At 74.8% G+C, this 18277-nt stretch carries 15 protein-coding genes and 1 pseudogene; 10 read left to right on the top strand and 6 right to left on the bottom strand.

Annotation, left to right across the window (positions count from 1 at the left end):
* From E1291_RS27790 to E1291_RS27755, 8 genes are all read left to right on the top strand, one after another.
* Nucleotides 1–1672: beta-ketoacyl [acyl carrier protein] synthase domain-containing protein (locus E1291_RS27790; RefSeq protein WP_131741037.1), on the top strand; the 1672-nt coding region annotated here is incomplete at its 5' end.
* The gene (gene redW / locus E1291_RS27785) at nucleotides 1669–2937 is read left to right on the top strand and encodes an L-prolyl-[peptidyl-carrier protein] dehydrogenase (protein WP_370771043.1); all 1269 of its coding nucleotides are present in this window, start codon (nucleotides 1669–1671) and stop codon (nucleotides 2935–2937) included. The genes E1291_RS27790 and redW, both read left to right, overlap by 4 nt.
* Before the next feature lie 14 nt (nucleotides 2938–2951).
* Entirely contained in the window at nucleotides 2952–3272 is a 321-nt protein-coding gene (locus E1291_RS27780; RefSeq protein WP_131741035.1) for a RedY/HapK family protein, read from the top strand.
* A 307-nt stretch (nucleotides 3273–3579) separates the two neighbouring features.
* Complete coding sequence (locus E1291_RS27775) at nucleotides 3580–4398, top strand: AfsR/SARP family transcriptional regulator (RefSeq protein WP_207400970.1); 819 nt, start codon at nucleotides 3580–3582, stop codon at nucleotides 4396–4398.
* Nucleotides 4399–4539: 141 nt separating this feature from the next.
* A complete protein-coding gene (locus E1291_RS27770; protein WP_131741034.1) occupies nucleotides 4540–5583 on the top strand; it encodes a beta-ketoacyl-ACP synthase III in 1044 nt (347 codons plus the stop codon).
* Complete coding sequence (locus E1291_RS27765) at nucleotides 5576–6820, top strand: beta-ketoacyl-[acyl-carrier-protein] synthase family protein (RefSeq protein WP_131741033.1); 1245 nt, start codon at nucleotides 5576–5578, stop codon at nucleotides 6818–6820. The genes E1291_RS27770 and E1291_RS27765 overlap by 8 nt, the downstream gene beginning before the upstream one ends.
* A 152-nt stretch (nucleotides 6821–6972) precedes the next feature.
* Nucleotides 6973–7863, top strand: a complete 891-nt coding sequence (locus E1291_RS27760) for a DUF6206 family protein (RefSeq protein WP_131741032.1) — start codon at nucleotides 6973–6975, stop codon at nucleotides 7861–7863.
* Between the two features lie 44 nt (nucleotides 7864–7907).
* On the top strand, nucleotides 7908–9128 hold the full coding sequence (locus tag E1291_RS27755; protein ID WP_131741031.1) for a nitroreductase family protein: 1221 nt from the start codon (nucleotides 7908–7910) through the stop codon (nucleotides 9126–9128).
* A gap of 3 nt (nucleotides 9129–9131) precedes the next feature.
* Here the strand turns inward: E1291_RS27755 and E1291_RS27750 are convergent, their stop codons facing one another.
* The 3 genes from E1291_RS27750 to E1291_RS27740 form a co-directional block, all read right to left on the bottom strand.
* Nucleotides 9132–9770: a TetR/AcrR family transcriptional regulator gene (locus E1291_RS27750; protein WP_131741030.1), complete on the bottom strand. Its 639-nt coding sequence runs from the start codon at nucleotides 9768–9770 to the stop codon at nucleotides 9132–9134.
* Between the two features lie 69 nt (nucleotides 9771–9839).
* On the bottom strand, nucleotides 9840–12080 hold the full coding sequence (locus tag E1291_RS27745) for an MMPL family transporter (RefSeq protein ID WP_207400969.1): 2241 nt from the start codon (nucleotides 12078–12080) through the stop codon (nucleotides 9840–9842).
* Nucleotides 12077–12616 (bottom strand): TetR/AcrR family transcriptional regulator, encoded by a 540-nt coding sequence (locus tag E1291_RS27740; protein WP_165495312.1) that lies wholly within the window; start codon nucleotides 12614–12616, stop codon nucleotides 12077–12079. Before E1291_RS27740 ends, E1291_RS27745 begins: the two co-directional genes overlap by 4 nt.
* Nucleotides 12617–12836: 220 nt before the next feature.
* On the opposite strand from E1291_RS27740, the gene htpG reads away from it, so the two are divergent.
* A complete protein-coding gene (htpG, locus tag E1291_RS27735; protein WP_131741028.1) occupies nucleotides 12837–14780 on the top strand; it encodes a molecular chaperone HtpG in 1944 nt (647 codons plus the stop codon).
* A gap of 64 nt (nucleotides 14781–14844) precedes the next feature.
* Here htpG and E1291_RS44935 read toward each other — a convergent pair whose 3' ends face one another.
* The 3 genes and pseudogenes from E1291_RS44935 to E1291_RS27725 all read right to left on the bottom strand — a co-directional run bounded on the left by E1291_RS44935 (nucleotide 14845) and on the right by E1291_RS27725 (nucleotide 16683).
* Nucleotides 14845–15006 (bottom strand): hypothetical protein, encoded by a 162-nt coding sequence (locus tag E1291_RS44935; protein ID WP_306434485.1) that lies wholly within the window; start codon nucleotides 15004–15006, stop codon nucleotides 14845–14847.
* Nucleotides 15007–15715: 709 nt separating this feature from the next.
* Nucleotides 15716–15958, bottom strand: a pseudogene (locus E1291_RS45430) (globin domain-containing protein); the annotation flags it as partial.
* A 284-nt stretch (nucleotides 15959–16242) separates the two neighbouring features.
* Nucleotides 16243–16683: a pyridoxamine 5'-phosphate oxidase family protein gene (locus tag E1291_RS27725; RefSeq protein ID WP_131741027.1), complete on the bottom strand. Its 441-nt coding sequence runs from the start codon at nucleotides 16681–16683 to the stop codon at nucleotides 16243–16245.
* Between the two features lie 161 nt (nucleotides 16684–16844).
* Here E1291_RS27725 and E1291_RS27720 point away from each other — a divergent pair.
* On the top strand, nucleotides 16845–18277 hold a 1433-nt coding region (locus E1291_RS27720), incomplete at its 3' end, for a GAF domain-containing protein (protein WP_131741038.1).

The following is an 18277-nucleotide window of genomic DNA, read 5'->3' as shown; positions in this document are numbered from 1 at the left end:
ACGGGAGTGGGGACCACATGAGCACCGCACCCCTGAGCGGCATCCGCGTACTGGAGCTCGGGCACTACATCGCCGCGCCCGGACCGCCGAGACCTGGCCGGCCGGCCCCGGCCCTGCGCCGCGCCGCGCCGCGGTCTGCGGCTCGTCCCTGACCGGCGCCCTCTGCCACCTGATCCTGGAGGACGACGACGCGCGAAGGCCGCGCCGGACGGCCCGGCCCCGGGACACGGCGGTGGTCACGAGCCGCCCGGAGCCGATCGCCGTCGTCGGTTTCGGCGGGCGCTTCGCCGACTCTCCCGACGCCCCGGCCTTCTGGCGGGCCGTCCGCTCCGGGCGCGACCGGATCGGACCCCTGCCGGAGGAGGTCCTGGACCGCGACCTTTACCACCGGCGGACCGGCGTCAGCCTCACCCACAGCTACACCGAACTGGGCGCGGCCGTCCCGGTGCCGGACGCGCCGCCCGACGGGCTCCGGATCACGCCCCGAAGGTACGAGGCGATGGACGCCGCCCAGCGCATCGCCCTCGCGGTGGCCGCCGAGACCCTGGCCCGCCACGGGCGGACGGACGCCCTGGCCGGGCGTCCCGGGGTCGTGGCGATCGGGAGCAACCTGAGCCTGACCAGGGAACGGCGGCTCAACGCCGAACGCGCCGCCGGGGAGCTGGAGGCCGCCGTCGCCGAGCTCGGCGCGCTCGCCGCGCTGTCGGAGCGCGCCCGCGCCCGGCTGCTCGACCGCGTCCGGGACCGCTACCGCACCCTCACCGGGCCGCTGTCGGTCATGGACCTGGACGGCTGCCTCGCCTCCGGCACGGCGGCGCTGGTCGCCGGCGAGTTCCGGCTGGACGCGGTGCCCGTCGCGGTCGAGGCGGCGTGCGCGTCCTCGCTGGCGGCGCTGGACCTCGCGCTCGGCGCGCTGCGCTCGGGGGAGGCCGCGTTCGCGCTCGCGGGCGGGGTCGAGCTGGCCTGCAACCCGCGCGACATGGTCCTGTGCTCCGCGCTCGGGCTGCTGTCGCACACCAGGATCACGCCGTTCGACGCCGCCGCCGACGGGTTCAGCCCCGGCGACGGGTGCGCGCTCTTCCTGCTCAAGCGCCGCTCGGACGCCGTCCGCGACGGCGACACGATCTACGGGCTGCTGCGCGGCATCGGGGGGAGCAACGACGCCAGGTCCCTCATCGCGCCGGACGCCGACGGGCAGGTCCGCGCGATGCGCCAGGCGTTCGGGCAGGTCGACTTCGACCCGTCCGCCGTCGACTACCTGGAGGCCCACGGGACCGGCACCCGGGTCGGCGACCGGGTCGAGATCACCGCCACCGCCGAGGTGTACGCCAAGCCGGGCCGGCCGCGGCCCCTGGTGATCGGGTCGGCGAAGTCGTCCTTCGGGCACACCTTCGCCGCCGCGGGCGGGGCGGGCCTGCTGCGGGCGCTGCTGAGCCTGCGCGCCCGCACCTTCCCGCCGAACGCCAACCTGAACGCGCCCGCCGCGGACCTCCCCCTCGGCGAGATCCCGGCGCTGCTGCCGACCGCGCCCGAGCCCTGGCCCGCGGAGCCGGGACGGCCCCGCCGGGCCGGGGTGAGCTCGTTCGGCACCGGCGGCATCAACTACCACCTGCTCATCGAGGAAGAAGAGCACGCCGACCGAGACGCCCACAGGGACGGGGACACCGGATGACCACTCACCTCTCTCCGGGGAGCACGTCCCCGGAGACCACGCACGCGACAGGCGCGTCCGCGGGAAGCGGCGCGACGGAAACGCGGACAGAGCCGCGGACGGAGGCGCGGACGGAGACGCGGACGGAGACGGAGGCGATGCGCGAGATGGTGCTCGCCTTCGCCCGCCGTGACCTCGGCGGGGACGGCGCCTTCGAACCCGCCGGTTTCCGGCGCCGGTGGCGGCTCGCCGGGAACCAGGGCCTGGTCGGCGGCACGGTCCCGGCCGAGTTCGGCGGCAGCGGCCTGGACGCCACGTCCGCCGCCACCGTGATGGAGGCCCTCGGCGAGGGCTGCCCCGACACGGGCTTCGCCTTCTCGGTGGCGGCGCACCTGTTCGCGTGCCTGATGCCGCTGGTGGAGTTCGGGACGCCCGAGCAGAAGCGGCGCTGGCTCCCCGGGCTGTGCTCGGGCGAGCTGATCGCCGCCCACGCCATCACCGAACCCGAGGCGGGGTCGGACGCCCTCGGCCTGCGCACCCGGGCCGAACGCCGGGACGGGCACTACGTCCTCAACGGGGTCAAGTGCTTCACGACCAACGCGCCCGTCGCGGACGTCTTCGTCGTGCAGGCCGCCACGGGCGCGTCCGGGAGCTTCTTCGGCCTGACGACGTTCGTCGTGGAGGCCGGGAACCCGGGGCTGCGCACCGGCCGCCCCTACGACAAGACCGGGCTGCGCGGGTCTCCCACGGCCGACGTGTACCTCGAGGACTGCGCGGTGCCCGCCGACTGCGTCCTCGGCGCGGAGGGCGCGGGCGCGAGCGTCTTCACCGCGTCCATGAAATGGGAGCGGACGTGCCTGTTCGCCGTCTACCTGGGCGCGATGCGGCGGGTGCTCGACTCGACCATCGCCTTCGCCGCCGAGCGCGAGCAGTTCGGCAGGCCGATCGGGGAGTTCCAGGCGGTCGGCCACCGCGTCGTGGACATGCTCCTCGCCCTGGAGTCGGCGCGGCTGCTGCTCTTCGACGCCGCCCGCCGGCTGTCGGCGGGCGAGGACGGCGAGGTCGCCTCGGCGCTGGCGAAGCTCGCGGTCAGCGAGGCGGCGGTCAAGCTCGGGCTGGACGCCGTCCAGCTGCGGGGCGCCGGCGGCGTCCTGGAGGGGGAGGCCGCGGCCCTGCTGCGGGACGCGCTGCCGGCGCGCATCTTCTCCGGCACCAGCGAGATCCAGCGCAACAACATCGCGCGCGCCCTCGGGCTCGGCTCCCGGCGGCCCGCCCCCCGCGGATGAGAGGACCCGGCACCATGGAGATCATCGTCCACGCGATCCGGCTGCACCCGGGCACCGACCCCGCCGAGTTCGAGGCGTGGGTGCGCGAGGCCGACTACGCCACCTGCCCCGAGCTGCCCAGCGTGCTGGCCTTCGACGTGGTGCGCGCGCCCGGCGGGGACGGGCCGGCCCGCTACTTCGAGGTCATCCGGGTCACCGGGGCCCGGGAGTTCGAGGCGGACACGCGCACGCCCGCCTTCCACGGGCTCGTCGCCGCGTTCTCGGCCATGGCCGCCGTGACGGAGGAGACGGCCGGGACCCGGCTCGACCCCGGATACGTCAAGCTCGAATCGTAATCGCGTTGAGATGGCAACGTGATCGGCTCAACGAAAGGACGAGGCGACACCGAAATTGGTACTTGCGTTGAGATCGGGAATGGCCCACGGGTGGATGGCGGGATTCACATGCGGTCTGTAAGACTGACCACTGAACAGCTGTTCGGCCCTTGTCGGATCTATTTCTGCGGGTAGTGCGGGGGCAATGCCCGATGATCTCCCTGGCGGGCCGGCACGAGAGGCTTCCCCGTTCAACGTAAGGGTGGCAATGACTGTTGACGTCATGTGGCGGCGGCAAGCGCCTGCCGGAGACGCTCAGGGGCACGGTGTGCGCATCGATCTGCTGGGCACCGTCTCCGTCGTCGTCGAAGGGGACCGCACCGAACTGCGGGCCGGCAAGGTGCGCGCCATGCTGGCCACGCTCGCGCTGGAGGCGGGCCGTACCGTCTCGCACGACGAGCTGACCGAGGAGCTGTGGCCGGGGGAAATTCTCAGAAATCCTCGCAATGCGTTACAGGCGCACGCGACGCGCATTCGCAGAATGCTCGGCGGCCGCCCGGCGCAGGGCACCGAGTGCGATGCCCGCCCGCGGCCTCCGCTGCGGGCCGCCTACAACGGCTACGTCCTCGACATCCCCCGCGAACTCGTGGACGGCAACCGTTTTCTCGACCTCTCCTCGCGGGCCGCGGCGGCGCTGCCGGGCAGCCCCGAGAGGGCCCGTGACCTGCTGGAGAGGGGGCTCGGGCTGTGGACCGGCCCGGCGCTGCTCCACACCCGCACGGGGCGCCGCTGCCGGGGCGCCGCGGCGCTCCTGGAGGAACGGCGGCTCGGCGCGTGGGAGGACCTCGTGCGGGTCCGCCTGCTCCTCACCGACGACACCCGGGCCATCGCCGAGCTGCAGCGGCTGGTCGCCTCCCACCCCACCCGCGAGCCGCTGTGCGAGCTGCTGATGCTCGCGCTCTACCGGGCGGGCCGCCAGTCGGAGGCCCTTCACCTGTTCCACCGCACGCGGCACCGGCTGGACGAGGAGCTGGGCGTCCGGCCGGGCCGCCGCCTGCGATGCCTGTACGGGCGGATCCTCGGCCAGGACCCGGAGCTGGAGTCCGCGGAGGCGGTCCTGGCGATCCGGGGCGAGCCCGCGGAGTGACCCCGCGCCCGCCGGCACGCGGGACGACCCGCCTGACCGGGCGCCGGGCGGGGCCGTCAGCGGCTCGTCAGCGGCACGGTCAGCGCCCGGCGCCAAGGTGGTCCCGTCCACGGCAACCCGGTGATCGGCAGGAGGCGCCCGATGGGGACCGCGGTCGTGACAGGGATCGGAAGCTGGCTCCCGCCGCGCGCGGTGGAGAACGCGGAGCTGGCGAACAGGCTCGGCAGCTCCGACGAATGGATCCGCACGCGCACCGGGGTGCGCCGCCGCCATGTCGCGTCCGCGGGCATGGCGGTGTCGGACCTGGCCGTCGAGGCCGGGGCGCGGGCGCTGAAGTCGGCGGGCGGCGGGGAGGCCGACGCGGTCGTGCTGGCCACGGCGACGCCCGACCACCCGTGCCCGGCGACGGCGCCCGACGTCGCCGCCAGGCTCGGGCTGTGGAGCACCGCCGCCTTCGACGTGGCGGCGGTGTGCAGCGGATTCGTCTACGCGCTCGCGGCCGGGACCGGGCTCATCAGCGCGGGGATCGCCCGCCGCGTCCTGGTGATCGGCGCGGACGTGTTCTCCAGCATCCTCGACCCCGACGACCGGACGACCTCGGTCATCTTCGGGGACGGCGCGGGAGCGGTGGTGCTGCGCCCCGGCGACCCCGCCGAGCCCGGGGCGCTCGGCCCCTTCGACCTCGGCAGCGACGGCGCCGGCGCCGGCCTCATCACCGTCCGGGCGGGCGGTTCGCGGCAGCGGCTGTCCGGCGCGGAGCCCGGCCCGCGCGAGCACTTCTTCGCGATGGCAGGCAAGGCGGTGTTCTGGCGGGCCGTGCAGCAGATGGCGCAGTCGGCCGGGGCGGCGCTCGACCGCGCCGGATGGCGGCCGCGGGACGTCGACCGGCTGGTGTGCCACCAGGCCAACCAGCGGATCACCGACCATCTGGCCGACGAGCTCGGCCTGCCCCGGGAACGGGCGCTCAGCAACATCGCCGACGTCGGCAACACGGCCGCGGCGTCGATCCCGCTGGCCCTGGACCAGGCCCGCGCCGCCGGGCGGCTGCGGCCCGGCGACCGGGTCCTGCTGACGGCCTTCGGCGGCGGGCTGGCCTGGGGGTCGGTGACCCTGCGGTGGCCGAGCCTCGGGGACGGCGCCGGCGGCGCCGCCGCGGGCGCCGGGGAGGGGGAGCGCGATGCGTGACCCGCGGGAGCCGGGCGGCCCGCCCGAGATCGCCGTCACCGGCATCGGCCTGGTCACCCCGGCGGGCATCGGCGCGGCGGCGAGCTGGGAGGGGGTGTGCAGGGGCCGGTCCGCGGCGGCCAGGGACCCCCGGCTCGCGGACCTGCCCGTCGACATCGCCTGCGCGGTGCCGGGCTTCTCGCCCGCCGAGCACGTCGGCCGGCGCAGCGCGCTGATGCACGACCGGCACGTCCAGCTCGCCATCCCGGCCGCCCGCGAGGCGGTCGCCGACGCCGCCCTCGACCCCGCCACCTGGGACGGCGCGCGGGTCGGCGTCGTCATCGGCAACGGGTCGGGCGGGTACTCCTCGGCGACCCGCCAGCACGAGCGGCTCCTGGCCGAGGGCCCGCGGGCCGTGTCCGCGCTCGTGATCCCCCTCATCGTGCCCAACATGGTCGCCGGGCACCTCGCCATGGAGTTCGGCGCCACCGGCCCGAACCTCGTGACGGCCACCGCGTGCGCCTCGGGCGCGACCGCGATCGGCACCGCGATGCGCCTGCTCCAGCGGGGCGACTGCGACGTGGTCCTCACCGGCGGCACCGAGGCCCCGGTGACGCCGCTGCTGGTCGCCGGGTTCGCGCAGATGGGCGCCCTGTCCCGGCGGGTCGCCGACCCCGCGGCGGCGTCCCGGCCCTTCGACGCCGCCCGCGACGGCTTCGTCATCGGCGAGGGCAGCGCCGTGCTCGTCCTGGAGCGCGCGGCCGACGCCCGCGCCCGAGGGGCGCGGACCCGCGCCCGGCTGGCGGGCTACGGCGCCTCCGCCGACGCCCACCACATGACCGCGCCCGACCCCGAGGGAACCCAGGTCTCGCGCACCGTCCGCGCCGCCCTCGCCGAGGCCGGCGCGGAACCCGCAGACGTCGCCCACGTCAACGCGCACGGCACCTCGACCCCGCTCAACGACGCGGTGGAGGCGCGCGTCGTCCGCGGCCTGTTCGGCGGCGACGCCGCCGTCACCTCGGCCAAGGGCGTCGTCGGGCACACGCTCGGCGCGGCGGGCGCGATCGAGGCCGTGCTCACCGTGCTCGCGATCGAGCGGGGCACGGTGCCGCCGACGGCCAACCACGACCGGCCCGACCCGGACCTCGGCATCGACGTCGTGGCGGGCGCGCCGCGGCGGCGCGCGATCGAGGTCGCGGTCAGCCACTCGTTCGGGTTCGGCGGCCAGAACGCCGTGCTCGTCTTCACCGGCGCCTGACAGCGGGCGCCCCTCACCAAGGAGAGAACCGATGAACCTTCGCCGTGTCCTCGGCATCGCCCTCGTCCTCGCGGCCGTCGCCCTGGTGCTCCGGCTGCGCTCCTCGCGCGGTCCCGGTGACGGCCTCGCCGGCGACGACCTCTGAGCCCGGCATGCCGTTCACGGTTCCGGACGAGGAGCTGCGCGAGCTGGAGCGGGGCGTCCAGCGCGCGCTCGCCACGATCGACGACAGCGCTCTGGACGTCCTCGGCTACGGGGAGGTCACCCTCGTCCTGAGGCTCAGCACCCCCGGGGGGTCCTTCGCCTGCAAGCGGCTGCCCGTCTTCCCCTCTTGGCAGCGCTTCGAGCGGTACCGGCGGTCCCTGGACGTCTACCTGTCGAGGCTGGGCGACCGGGGGCTGAAGGTCGCCGAGACCAAGCTCTGGCACCAGGCCCGCCCCTCCGGACGCATCGTCGCCTACTGCGTCCAGGAGGAACTGCCCGCCGGGCGCCTGTGCACGCGGCTGCTGCACACCGAGAGCGAGGAGTGGGCCCGCGGCTTCTTCAAGAGGTTCCTCGACACCGTCGACCGGGCCGTCGCGCCCGACCTCGGACTGGACGCGCAGGCGTCCAACTGGACCGACCTCGACGGCGACCTGGTGTACCTCGACGTCACCACGCCCATGATGCGGGACGGGCGCGGCAAAGAGGTGCTGGACGTGCGGCTGTTCTTCACCTCGCTGCCCTGGGCCCTGCGGGACGCGGTCCGCGTGTCGATGACCAAGTCCATCTTCGACAAGTTCTACTCGACCCGGGGAGCGGTCCTGGACTTCCTCGGCAATCTGCACAAGGAGCGCCTCGACGGCCTGGTCCCCGGATTCCTCGACCAGGCCAACGCGCGTTTCGACCGGCCCATCACCGCGGAGGAGGTCGCCGCCTACTACAAGGGGGACGCGCGGATGTGGGAGCTGATCCAGCGGCTCAGGAAGGCCGACCGGTTCTGGCACAACGGGATCCGGCGCCGGACCTACCCGTTCCTGCTGCCGCCCGACGTCGACCGCTGAGCCACCCCGCACGGCGGGTCCGGCAGCAGAACGGAGAACGACCGATGACCGCGCGGACGCCCCGGCCCACCGCCGTCCTCCCGTTCGCGGACGCCCTGTCCGCGGCCCTGGACGTCGCCGTGCTGAGCCCCTCGTCGCACAACTGCCAGCCCTGGGGCCTCGCCGGGATGGTGAGCGCCCCGGCCCGGCGCCGGGCCGCCGCCGTCCTCGGCGGCCCGCGGGCGGGGCGGGAGTATCTCGTCCTCGCCCTGGACCGCGAGCGGCGGCTCGGCGCGCTGCCCGCGCACGCCGCGGAGATGCTGCTCAGCTGCGGGCTGTACTGGCGCCTCCTCCAGCGGGCGCTGGCCGCCCAGGGGTGGGTGGCCGAGCGGTCCGAGACGGTCGCGGGCCCGGGGGCGCCGCCCGCCCTCGGCCTCCCACCCTCGTGGGAGCCGCTGTGCGCGGCCGAGTTCCGCCGCGCCGGCGAGCCGGACGGCGACCTCGGCGACCTCGGCGAGCTGCGCGCCCTCGCGCGGCGGCGGCACACCAACCGGGCGCCCTACCGGTCCGGTGCCGTGGAACCCGAGCTGCTCACCGCCCTCGAACGCCCGGGAGGCACCGTCCCCGGAGGGACCGGCCCCGCGAGCACCGGTCCCGCTGGCACGGGCCCCGCGAGCATGGGTGACGGGCCGGCGGTCGCCGTCCGGCGGCTCGCCTCGTGGCCCGAGCGCGCCCGCTTCGCCGACTTCGTCGCACGGCACGCCGGCCGGGACTTCGCCCACGGCGGCGCGTGGCGGGAGACGCACTCCTTCCTGCGGTGGAGCGCCGCCGAGGCGGCCGAGCGCGGCGACGGGTTCACGCTGGAGCACCTGTTCGGGCCGATGCCCGCCCGCGACCGCTGGGCCAGGCGCCTCGCGCTGGCGCCCGCCGCCATGGCGGTGCTCGGCCGGGCCGGCTACCCGCGCCTCCTCGCCGGCCGGCTCGCCGCCGTCGTGCGGCGCTCACCGGTCATCGTGATGATGAGCCTGCCCGAGCAGGAGCCCGGCGTGCGCGACGTCCTCGCGGCGTCGGCCGTCCTGGCGGACTACTGGCTCGCCGCCACCGCCGCCGGCCTCGTCCTGCACCCGGTCAGCATCGTGATCCAGCACGAGGACCTCCGCCGCGCGCTGCAACGCCGCTTCGGGGTGCCCGGACGCGTCTTCTTCGTGGCGCGGCTGGGCCGTCCCGCCGCCGGGTTCCCGCGCTCGCCGCGGCGTCCCGCGGCGGCCGCGTTCCGGGAGCTGTGAGCGTCACCGCCGCTCTCCCGGGCACGTCCCGCGTCCGGCCGCGCCGGGGGCGTCCCGGCCGGCGTCCGTGCTCAGCTCGGCCCACCGCGCCGCCTCCTCGGGCCCGAGCGGATCCCCGCCGAGCAGGGCCCTGATCTGGTCCCGCAGCAGCAGCACGGCGATCTCGTTGACGGTGAGCCAGGCCGCGCGGCGCGCCCGGTCCTCGGCGCCCCGGACGGCGCGGGCCGCGCCGTCCGCCGCCTCCAGCCGGGCCAGCTTCAGCTGGTGCCAGCGCCGGAAGATCTGCCGGCCGGCCTGGTCGTCGCTCAGCAGCAGCCCGCACAGGTGGGCCGGCACCGGCGAGTCGGCGGACAGGAAGGCCAGCAGCCGGCCGGGCAGGAAGTCGTCCAGGGCGGCGTCCGCGCCGTGGCGCCCGGACGCGCCGACGCTCTCGGCGAACCGCCGGAAGACGGCGAGGCTGCGGTCGTTGACGGCCTCGCGCAGCCCCGCCTTCCCGCCGAAGTGGTGGACGACCAGGCTCGGTGAGACCTCGGCCGCGGCGGCGACCTGGCGGAGGCTGACGTTGTCGGCGCCGTTGTCGGCGAACAGCCGCAGAGCCCGGTCGCAGATCTCGCTCCGCGCCGTCTTGTCCGATGAATGCATGCGACACCTCTGGGGAAGGCGGCGCGGGCGCCCCGGGGCCGGGCGCCCGCGCCGGTGGCGGGGGGTCGGTCAGGCTCCGTCGTGCCCGCCGGCGACCTGGGCGCCGGCCGTCGGCCGGCCGCCCTCGCCGGCCTGCGGCAGCCGGCGGCCGAGGCCTCCGGGCAGCCACCAGTTCCAGTCGCCGACCAGCTTCATCAGCGCCGGGACGAGCACCAGCCGCACCAGGGTGGCGTCCAGCGCGATCGCGATGGCCAGCGAGAGACCGAACTCCTTGAGCTCCAGGATCCCGGCGGTGAGGAAGCCGCCGAACACCGCCACCATGATCGCCGCCGCCGCGGCGATGGGCCGGGCCGTGTGCTCGATGCCGGTCGCGACGGCGGCGGCGTTGTCGTGCCCCTCCTCCCACGCCTCCTTGATCCGGCGGACGAGGAACACCTCGTAGTCCATCGAGAGGCCGAACAGCAGGACGAACACGGTGATCGGCAGATAGACCTGAAGGAAGCCGGTGCTGGTGAAACCGAGCAGGCCCTCACCGTGGCCGTGCTGGAAGACAGCGACGGTCAGGCCGATCGCGGAGGCGGTGACGAGCAGGTTCATCAGCACGGCCTTGACCGGGAGCGCGATGCTGCGGAACACCAGGAGCAGGAACAGCAGCGACAGGCCGAGCACCAGCGCCATCACGTACGGGAGCTTGCCCGTCGTCTCGTGGGAGAGGTCGACGAAGGTGGCGGTGGCGCCGCCCACGACCACCTGCTGCCCGGCGGCCTGCGGGGCGATGCCGTCCCGGATGTGCTTGACGAGCGCCGTGGCGTCGGTGGAGTCGATGGACACCGAGGGGACGGCGTTCAGCAGCACCCGCCCGCCGGACGGGACGGCCTCGACGTCCGCCACCCGCCGGTCCCGCGCGACCAGCGCCATGACCTTGCGCGCCTCCTGCTGCCCCTGGGCGTCGAGCGGCGCGTCGTCCGGGCCGGTGATGACGATCTGCACCGGCGACACCGCCCCCGGGCTGAAGGAGCGTTCAAGGATCTTCTGGGCCTTGGCGGACGGGCGTCCTTCGAGGGAGGCGGTACCGAGGTCGATGCCGTACCTCAGGCTCGCGACCGGCAGCGCGGCCAGGACCAGCACGGCGGTGGCCAGCACCGCCGAGACCACCGGCCGCCGCATGATCAGGTGCGCCCAGCGCGCCCACGGCCCGTGCTCGGCGCTCGCGCCGTCGCGCAGGTCGGCCGGCCGCCAGCGGCGGGGCAGCGATCCGGCGTTCACCCGCGGGCCGAGGACGGCGAGCATGGCGGGCAGCAGCGTCAGCGCCGCCGCGAGGGTGCAGATCACCGAGACCAGCACGCCGGTGGAGATCTCGCGGAACACCGGGGAGTCCATGATGAACAGCGAGCACACGGAGATCGCGACGATGACGCCCGAGAACAGGACCGTCCGGCCGGACGTCGCGACCGCGACGCCGGCGGCCTCCGCGACCGCCTCGGGCCGCCGCTCGCCGCCCCTGGCCACCCCGCGCCGGGCCAGTTCCTCCCGGAAGCGGCTGACGATGAACATCGCGTAGTCGATGCCGATGCCCGTCCCGATCATCGTGACGATCGTCAGCAGGAACGCGTCGAAGGTGAACCCGAACGTGAGCAGGTAGATCACGCCGAAGGTCAGCATCAGCCCCGCCAGGGCCAGCAGCAGCGGCAGGACGGCGGCCATCAGGGCGCCGAACGCCAGCACCATGACCACGAGCGCGACCGGCAGGCCCACGGACTCGGCGCGCTCGGCGTCGGCGCTCTGCACCGCGGTCTGGTCGTTGGTGATCGGGGAGTAGCCGGTGAGGTAGGCCGCCACGCCGCCCTTGTCGGCCTCGTGGATCGCGTCCTGGAGGTCGGCCGCCCGGGTGGGGAGCTGGTGGCCGTTCCCCTTGAGCCCGACGACGGCGAGGGCGGCGCGCCCGTCCCTGGACACCTGGCCTCTCGCCTGGGGATCGAAGGGACTGATGACCGTGACGACGCCCTTCTCACGCCGGGCCTGCGCCACGACCCGCTCCACGGCGGCCCGCGGGGCCGGGTCGGAGATCCGCCCCCGCGCGGTGTCGAACACGATGACGTCCTGCTCGTTGCCCTGCCCGGCGAAGTGCTCGCGCACGAGCGCCGTGGCGCGGGTGGACGGCGCTCCCTCCACGCCGTAGTTGGGCGCCTTGAGCTGGTTGAAGAGTAAGGGGAAGCTCACCCCGCAGCAGACGAGGACCACCGCCCAGCTGATGATCACCAGCCGGCGGTGCTCGGCCATCAGGGTGCCCCAGCGACGTCGTCCCATCATCCGCCTCTCAGGAGTGTGCGCGCGGCCTCGGCCGCGTTCGCGATATCGAGCTCGGGATCGAGGATCATGTGCATCAGCAGCCCGTCCATGAGCGCCGCGACGAGCACCGCCGTTCCCGCCGCGGGCGGGCCCGCGACCACCTCACCGCTCTCCTGGTCCCGCCGGACCAGCTCGGTGAGCTCGGCGCGGAACGTCCGCAACGCGGTCGCGATCGGCTCGCGCAGGGCGGAGTCCAGCATGGACTGCCGCAGTGTCTCCAGCAGCAGCACCGTCGACGGGTCGCGCAGCCCGCCGGAGGCGAACCAGGCGAGGGTGCCCTCGAGCACCTCGTGGACGTCGCGGGCCTGCCGCGCGAGCGCCAGCGGCTCGGCGAGGGCCTGCAGCGTTCCCGCGATCGCGGCCTGCCGGAGCAGGTCGTCCTTGCCCCGGAAGTGGTAGCTGACCGCCCCGTGCGGTACCCCGGCCCGCGTCGCGATCGCCCGCGTGGTGACCTGCCCCCAGCCCACCTCGGCGATCAGTGCCACCGTCGCCGTCATGATCATCGCTCGGGTGGCGGCCCCCTGCACGACACTGCTTGGCCGACCGCCTTGTTCAATCGCCTTGTCCACTTGGCCAACCTAACTCCGCGGTCCTCCCGGCGCAAGGCGGCGGGAGGCGCCGCGTGTCACCGGGCGGGTGCGGGAACGGCCGGAGGGGACGCCCCCGCTTGGCTAGGCTGTTGCGGTCGTGAATCTGATGACGCGGGGAGGCGAATCGATGACCGTCGAAGCCGAAGAGGAGCGTTTCGGTTTCCAGGCGGAGGTGGCCCGGATCCTGGATCTGATGGCGCATTCCCTTTACGGCAACAAGGAGATATTCCTCAGGGAACTGATCTCGAACGCCTCCGACGCGATCGACCGGCTCCGCTTCGAGCGGTTCTCCCGGCCCGGCCTGGAGGAGGACGGCGAGGAGCCGCGCATCCGCGTCGGGTTCGACCGGGACGCGGGGACGATCACCATCGCGGACAACGGCATCGGGATGAGCCGGGACGAGGTGATGGAGAACATCGGGACCATCGCCAAGTCCGGCACCAGGGAGTTCCTCGGGGCGCTGACCGGCGACCAGCGCGGCGACGCGGCGCTGATCGGGCAGTTCGGGGTGGGCTTCTACTCGGCCTTCGTGGTGGCCGAGCGCGTGGTCCTGACCACCCGCCGGGCCGGCCTGCCGGCGAGCGAGGCGGTCCGCTGGGAGTCCGACGGCAAGGGCTCGTACACGCTGGCGGCCGTCGAGCGGCCGGAACGGGGCACCACGATCGTCCTGCATCTGCGCGACGGCGAGGACGACCTGCTCAACGACTACCGGTTGCGCTCGATCATCCAGAAGTACTCCGACCACATCGGCACGCCGATCGTGATGCCCGAGCCGCGGACGGAACGGGAGACGCCCGCGGAAACGGATGCGGAGAATGCTGCCGGAACGGTGCCCGAAACGGCCGGGAAGGCGGAGGAGAAGCCGGTCAACCGGGCGTCCGCGCTGTGGACCCGCCCCAAGGGCGACCTCACCGACCGCGATTACAACGACTACTACCGGCATGTCAGCAACGACTTCGCCGACCCGCTCGCCCACCTGCACGCCAAGGTCGAGGGCCGGTACGAGTACACCTTGCTGCTGTTCGTCCCGTCGCAGGCCCCCTACGACCTGTGGGCGCGGCAGGCCCGCCAGGGCGTCCGGCTGCACGTCCAGCGCGTGTTCATCCTGGAGGACACCGGCCAGATCATGCCGGGCTACCTGCGCTTCGTGCGCGGGATCATCGACTCGGCCGACCTGCCGCTGAACGTCTCCCGGGAGATCCTGCAGAGCAGCCAGGCCCTCGACCACATCCGCTCGGCGGCGGTCAAGCGCGTGCTCAAGCTCCTCAAGGACCTCGCCCAGAACGAGCCGGAGAAGTACGCCGCCTTCTGGAAGGAGTTCGGTGCCGTCCTCAAGGAGGGCATCGCCGACGACTACGACAACCGCGACGACATCGCCGAGTTGCTGCGGTTCACCTCCACCCACAGCGGCACCCAGGACGCGGACGTCTCGTTCGCCGACTACGTGGGCCGGATGAAGGAGGGCCAGGACAAGATCTACTACCTGCTCGCCCCGAGCCTGGCCTCCGCCGCCGCCAGTCCGCACCTGGAGGTGTTCCGGAAGAAGGGCGTCGAGGTGCTCCTGCTCGGCGAGGTCGTGGACAACTGGGTCGTGACGGGTCTCCTGCGCGAGTACGGCGGGCACCGGCTGCAGTCGGTCGCCCAGGGCGACCCCGACTTCGGCGACCTGGCCGACGAGGCCGAGAAGGAGGCCGCCGAACGGGCCGCCGGCGACTACGCCGGGCTGGTCGGCAGGCTGAAGGAGGTCCTGGACGGCCAGGCGTTCGACGTCCGGGTGACGAGCCGCCTCACCACGTCCCCCGCCTGCATCGTCGCGAACGAGGCCGAGACCGACCTCAACCTGGTGCGGCGGCTCCAGGGGACCGGGCTGCCCAACCAGCCGGTGCTGGAGATCAACCCCGGGCATCCGCTGATCGAGCGCCTGAACCGCCGCCAGGACGACCCGCGCCTGGACGACTGGGCCCACGTCCTGTTCAGCCAGGCCGTCCTCACCCTCGGCGCGCGGGTCGAGGACCCCGCCGCCTTCGTCAACCGCCTCAACGACCTGCTCGTCGAGCTGGCGGCGGACTGAGCCGGGAGGAGCGGCCCCGCACCCGGGCGCACCGGCGGAGGGCGCCGGTGCGACCGGGGCGGCGTCAGCCCCGCTGCCACAGGTCGGGGCCGAAGACCTCGTAGTGGACGCGCTCCTCGCCGACGCCCGCGGCCAGGAGGCCGCGCCGGACGTCCCGCATGAACGGGATCGGGCCGCAGAGGTAGGCGCGGGCCTTGGCGGGGACGCCGACGGGCAGGTCGTCCATGTCGATGCGGCCGCGGAGGGCGCCGGGCGGGGCCTCCGCGCCCGGCTCCTCGTACCAGGTGAAGGAGCGCAGGCCGGGGATCCGGGCGGCGGCGGCCTCGGTCTGGGCGCGCAGCGCGTGGACGGCGGGGGACCGGTCGGGCGTGCAGCGCGACGACCCGGCGTCCCGGCTGGACGGAGGCCAGGTGGTCGAGCATCGCGGCGACCGGCGTGATGCCGATGCCCGCGCTGACCAGGACCAGCGGGTCGGGGCCGTCGTCGAGGGCGAGGTCGCCGAACGGCGGGGAGAGCAGCAGTTCGTCCCCGGCGCCGACCTCGCGGTGCAGGTACGTCGACACCGCCCCGTCGGGGGCGTCCCCGGCGCCGCGGACCCGGCGGACGGTGATCTGCGCCGAGACGCCGTCCGCCGCGCGGGACAGGGTGTACTGGCGGGGCTGGCGCGGCCCGCCGGGCAGGTCGACCGCCACCGACACGTACTGGCCGGGACGGTGGCGGGGGGCCTCGGCGCCGTCGGCCGGGCGGAGCGTGAACGACAGGACGTCCTCGGCCTCCGCGCGGCGCTCCAGGACGCGCCAGGGCCGGTACACGGCGGCAGGGTCGCGGCCGGCGTCCCGGTAGAGCCGCGCCTCCTCGGCGATGAGGAGGGTCGCGAACAGCCAGTAGACCTCCGACCAGGCGTCGCGCACCTCGGGGGTGACGGCGTCGCCGAGGACGGCGCCGACGGCGTCGAGCAGGTGCCGTCCCACGATCGTGTACTGCTCGGGGCGCACGCCGAGCGAGGCGTGCTTGTGCGCGATGCGGGTCAGCAGCCGCTGCGGGGAGGGCCCCGCGTCCGTCCCGCACAGCGGCCCGGCGAAGGCGGCGACCGCGCCCGCCAGGGCGCGCCGCTGCTCGCCGTTGGCCTGGTTGCCCTGGTTGAACAGGTTCCGCAGTTCTGGACGCGCGGCGAACATGGACGAGTAGAACCGGCCCGTGATCTCCGTGCCGCGGGCGGCGACGGCGGGCAGTGTCGATCGGACGATCTCGGCGTGGTCGGGGGAGAGCACGGGCGCCTTCCTGAGGGCGAGGGGATCGGCGGCGACCGGGCTGGGTGAGCCCGGCCGCCTGCCTCCACACTGGTCCCCGCGACCCCTTGCGGCGCAGGGACCTTCGTCCCGAACCGGTGGGCCCTTCCGCCCGAGCCGGGCGCGGGCCCGCCCCGCGCCCGCCCCGGACCCGCGCCGCCATGCGAGCGCCGTCAGGAAAGGGGCGTGCCGGCCAGGGTGCCCGTCTCGCTGCGGATCCGGCGCCCGGTGACGAGCCGCGGCCGGACCACGACGAACTCGTCCCGCTCGCCCGGCGCCCAGCTCCGCAGGGGAAGGGCGCGCAGCTCGCCGATCTCGGCGGGCTCGGTGGCGCGGCGGGCGGGCCCGACCGCGACCACCGACCAGCCCGTCCGGGCGGCGGCGTCGATCTCGTCGGCCTCGAACGCGACGATGGTGCCGGTGGCGGCGGTGAGCAGCCGCGAGGTGCGCGCGGTCCGGAACACGAGGTGCTCGCCGTGCAGGACGAAGGTGACCGGCTGGATGGCCGGGAGCGCGCGGTGGGTGAAGACGATCCGGCCGATCTCGGCCTTCCGGAGCAGGGCCCGGCATTCGTCCGGGCCGAGGATCTCCAGGCCGCTGCCGTCGAGGTGCATCCTCCCAGCGTGCGGGACCGGCCGCGGCGGCGTTAGGGACGAAGGTCCCGATCGGGCAGAACCTCGGCGCCGCCGCGGGGCGCGGCGGCGTCGGCGATACTGGCGGAGTGCCTGAGGAGTCTGGGACCGGTGCCGACCGGGCGCGGCTGATCCTGCCGCAGATGCAACTGGACGACCTGCTGACGGAGCTCCAGGTCCGCGTGGAGGCGGCGCGCGGGACTCGTGACCGGGTGCACGCTCTGCTGGAGGCCGTGGTGTCGATCGGCGGCGAACTGGACCTGGCGACGGTGCTGCGGCGGATCACCGAGGCCGCCGTCACCCTGGTCGACGCGCGCTACGGGGCGCTGGGGGTGATCGCCGAGGAGGGTGAGCGGCTCGTGGAGTTCATCACCACGGGCGTCACCGAGGAGGAGATCGAGGAGATCGGGCACTGGCCGCACGGGCACGGCATCCTCGGCCTGCTGATCAAGGATCCGCGGCCGTTGCGGCTGCCGGACCTGTCAGGGCACCCCGAGTCGTACGGCTTCCCGGCGGGGCATCCGCCGATGCGCACGTTCCTGGGTGTCCCGATCCGGATCCGCGACGAGGTGTTCGGCAACCTCTACCTCACCGAGAAGGCCGGCGGGGAGCTGTTCGGGGAGGAGGACGAGGCCGTGGTGACCGCGCTGGCCACCGCGGCGGGCGTCGCGATCGAGAACGCGCGGCTGTACGAGGAGGCGCGGCGCCGCGAGCGGTGGCTGGAGGCGTCGGCGGAGGTGTCCACGGCGCTGCTGTCGGGCACCGACCCGCATCGGGTGACCGCGCTGGTCGCCGAGCGGGCCCGGCAGATCGCCGACGCCGGGCTGTCGGCGGTGGCGCTGCTCGACGAGCAGGGCCGCGAGTTCGTCGTCGAGGCCGCCGGCGGCGCGGGCGCCGGCACCCGCACCGCGCGCGGCGGCATCCTGCTCCGCGAGGGCGACGCCAACCCCGAGCGGGTCGTCCTGGACGACGCGCTCGCCCCGCTGCCCGCCGCGAACGTCGGCGACCGGCTGCCCGGCGCCGTCGCCGGGGTCCTCGACTACTCCTTCGGCGACTTCAGGCTGCTGCCCGCCGCCACCCCGCGCCGCACCGACGGCGGCCTGACCCGCGAGGTCACCCGCCCGGCCCGGCCCGGCGAGCTGGCCGTCGCCACCGCCGGGCTGGACGGCCTCAACCCCGACACCCCCGCCGCGCGGATGCGGACGCTGGCGGGCGACGTCGTCGACGGGCTGAAGTCCCCCGACCTGATCGTGGTCAGCGGCCTGCAGGACAACAGCGGCCCCCGCGACGACGGGACGGTCGCCGCCGACCAGACCATCGCCGAGCTGATCACCGCGATCAGCGCCGCGGGCGGCCCCGGCTATGACTGGCGGTCGGTCGACCCGCGCGACAACGCCGACGGCGGCGAGCACGGCGGCAACGGCCGGGTCGGGTTCCTGTTCCGCGCCGACCGCGGGTTGGCGTTCGTCGACCGGCCCGCGCCCGCCGAGCCGCTCGAGCACCTGTGGGCGCTGCGGGCGATCCCCGGGCTGGACGTGGTCCGCCCCGCCGACGCCAACGAGACGGCCGTCGCGTG

It is taken from the genome of Actinomadura roseirufa, assembly GCF_900659635.1.
Taxonomy (GTDB): domain Bacteria; phylum Actinomycetota; class Actinomycetes; order Streptosporangiales; family Streptosporangiaceae; genus Spirillospora; species Spirillospora roseirufa.
Note: the sequence above shows the minus strand (reverse complement) of the source record. Positions and strands in the feature narration are given on the sequence as shown.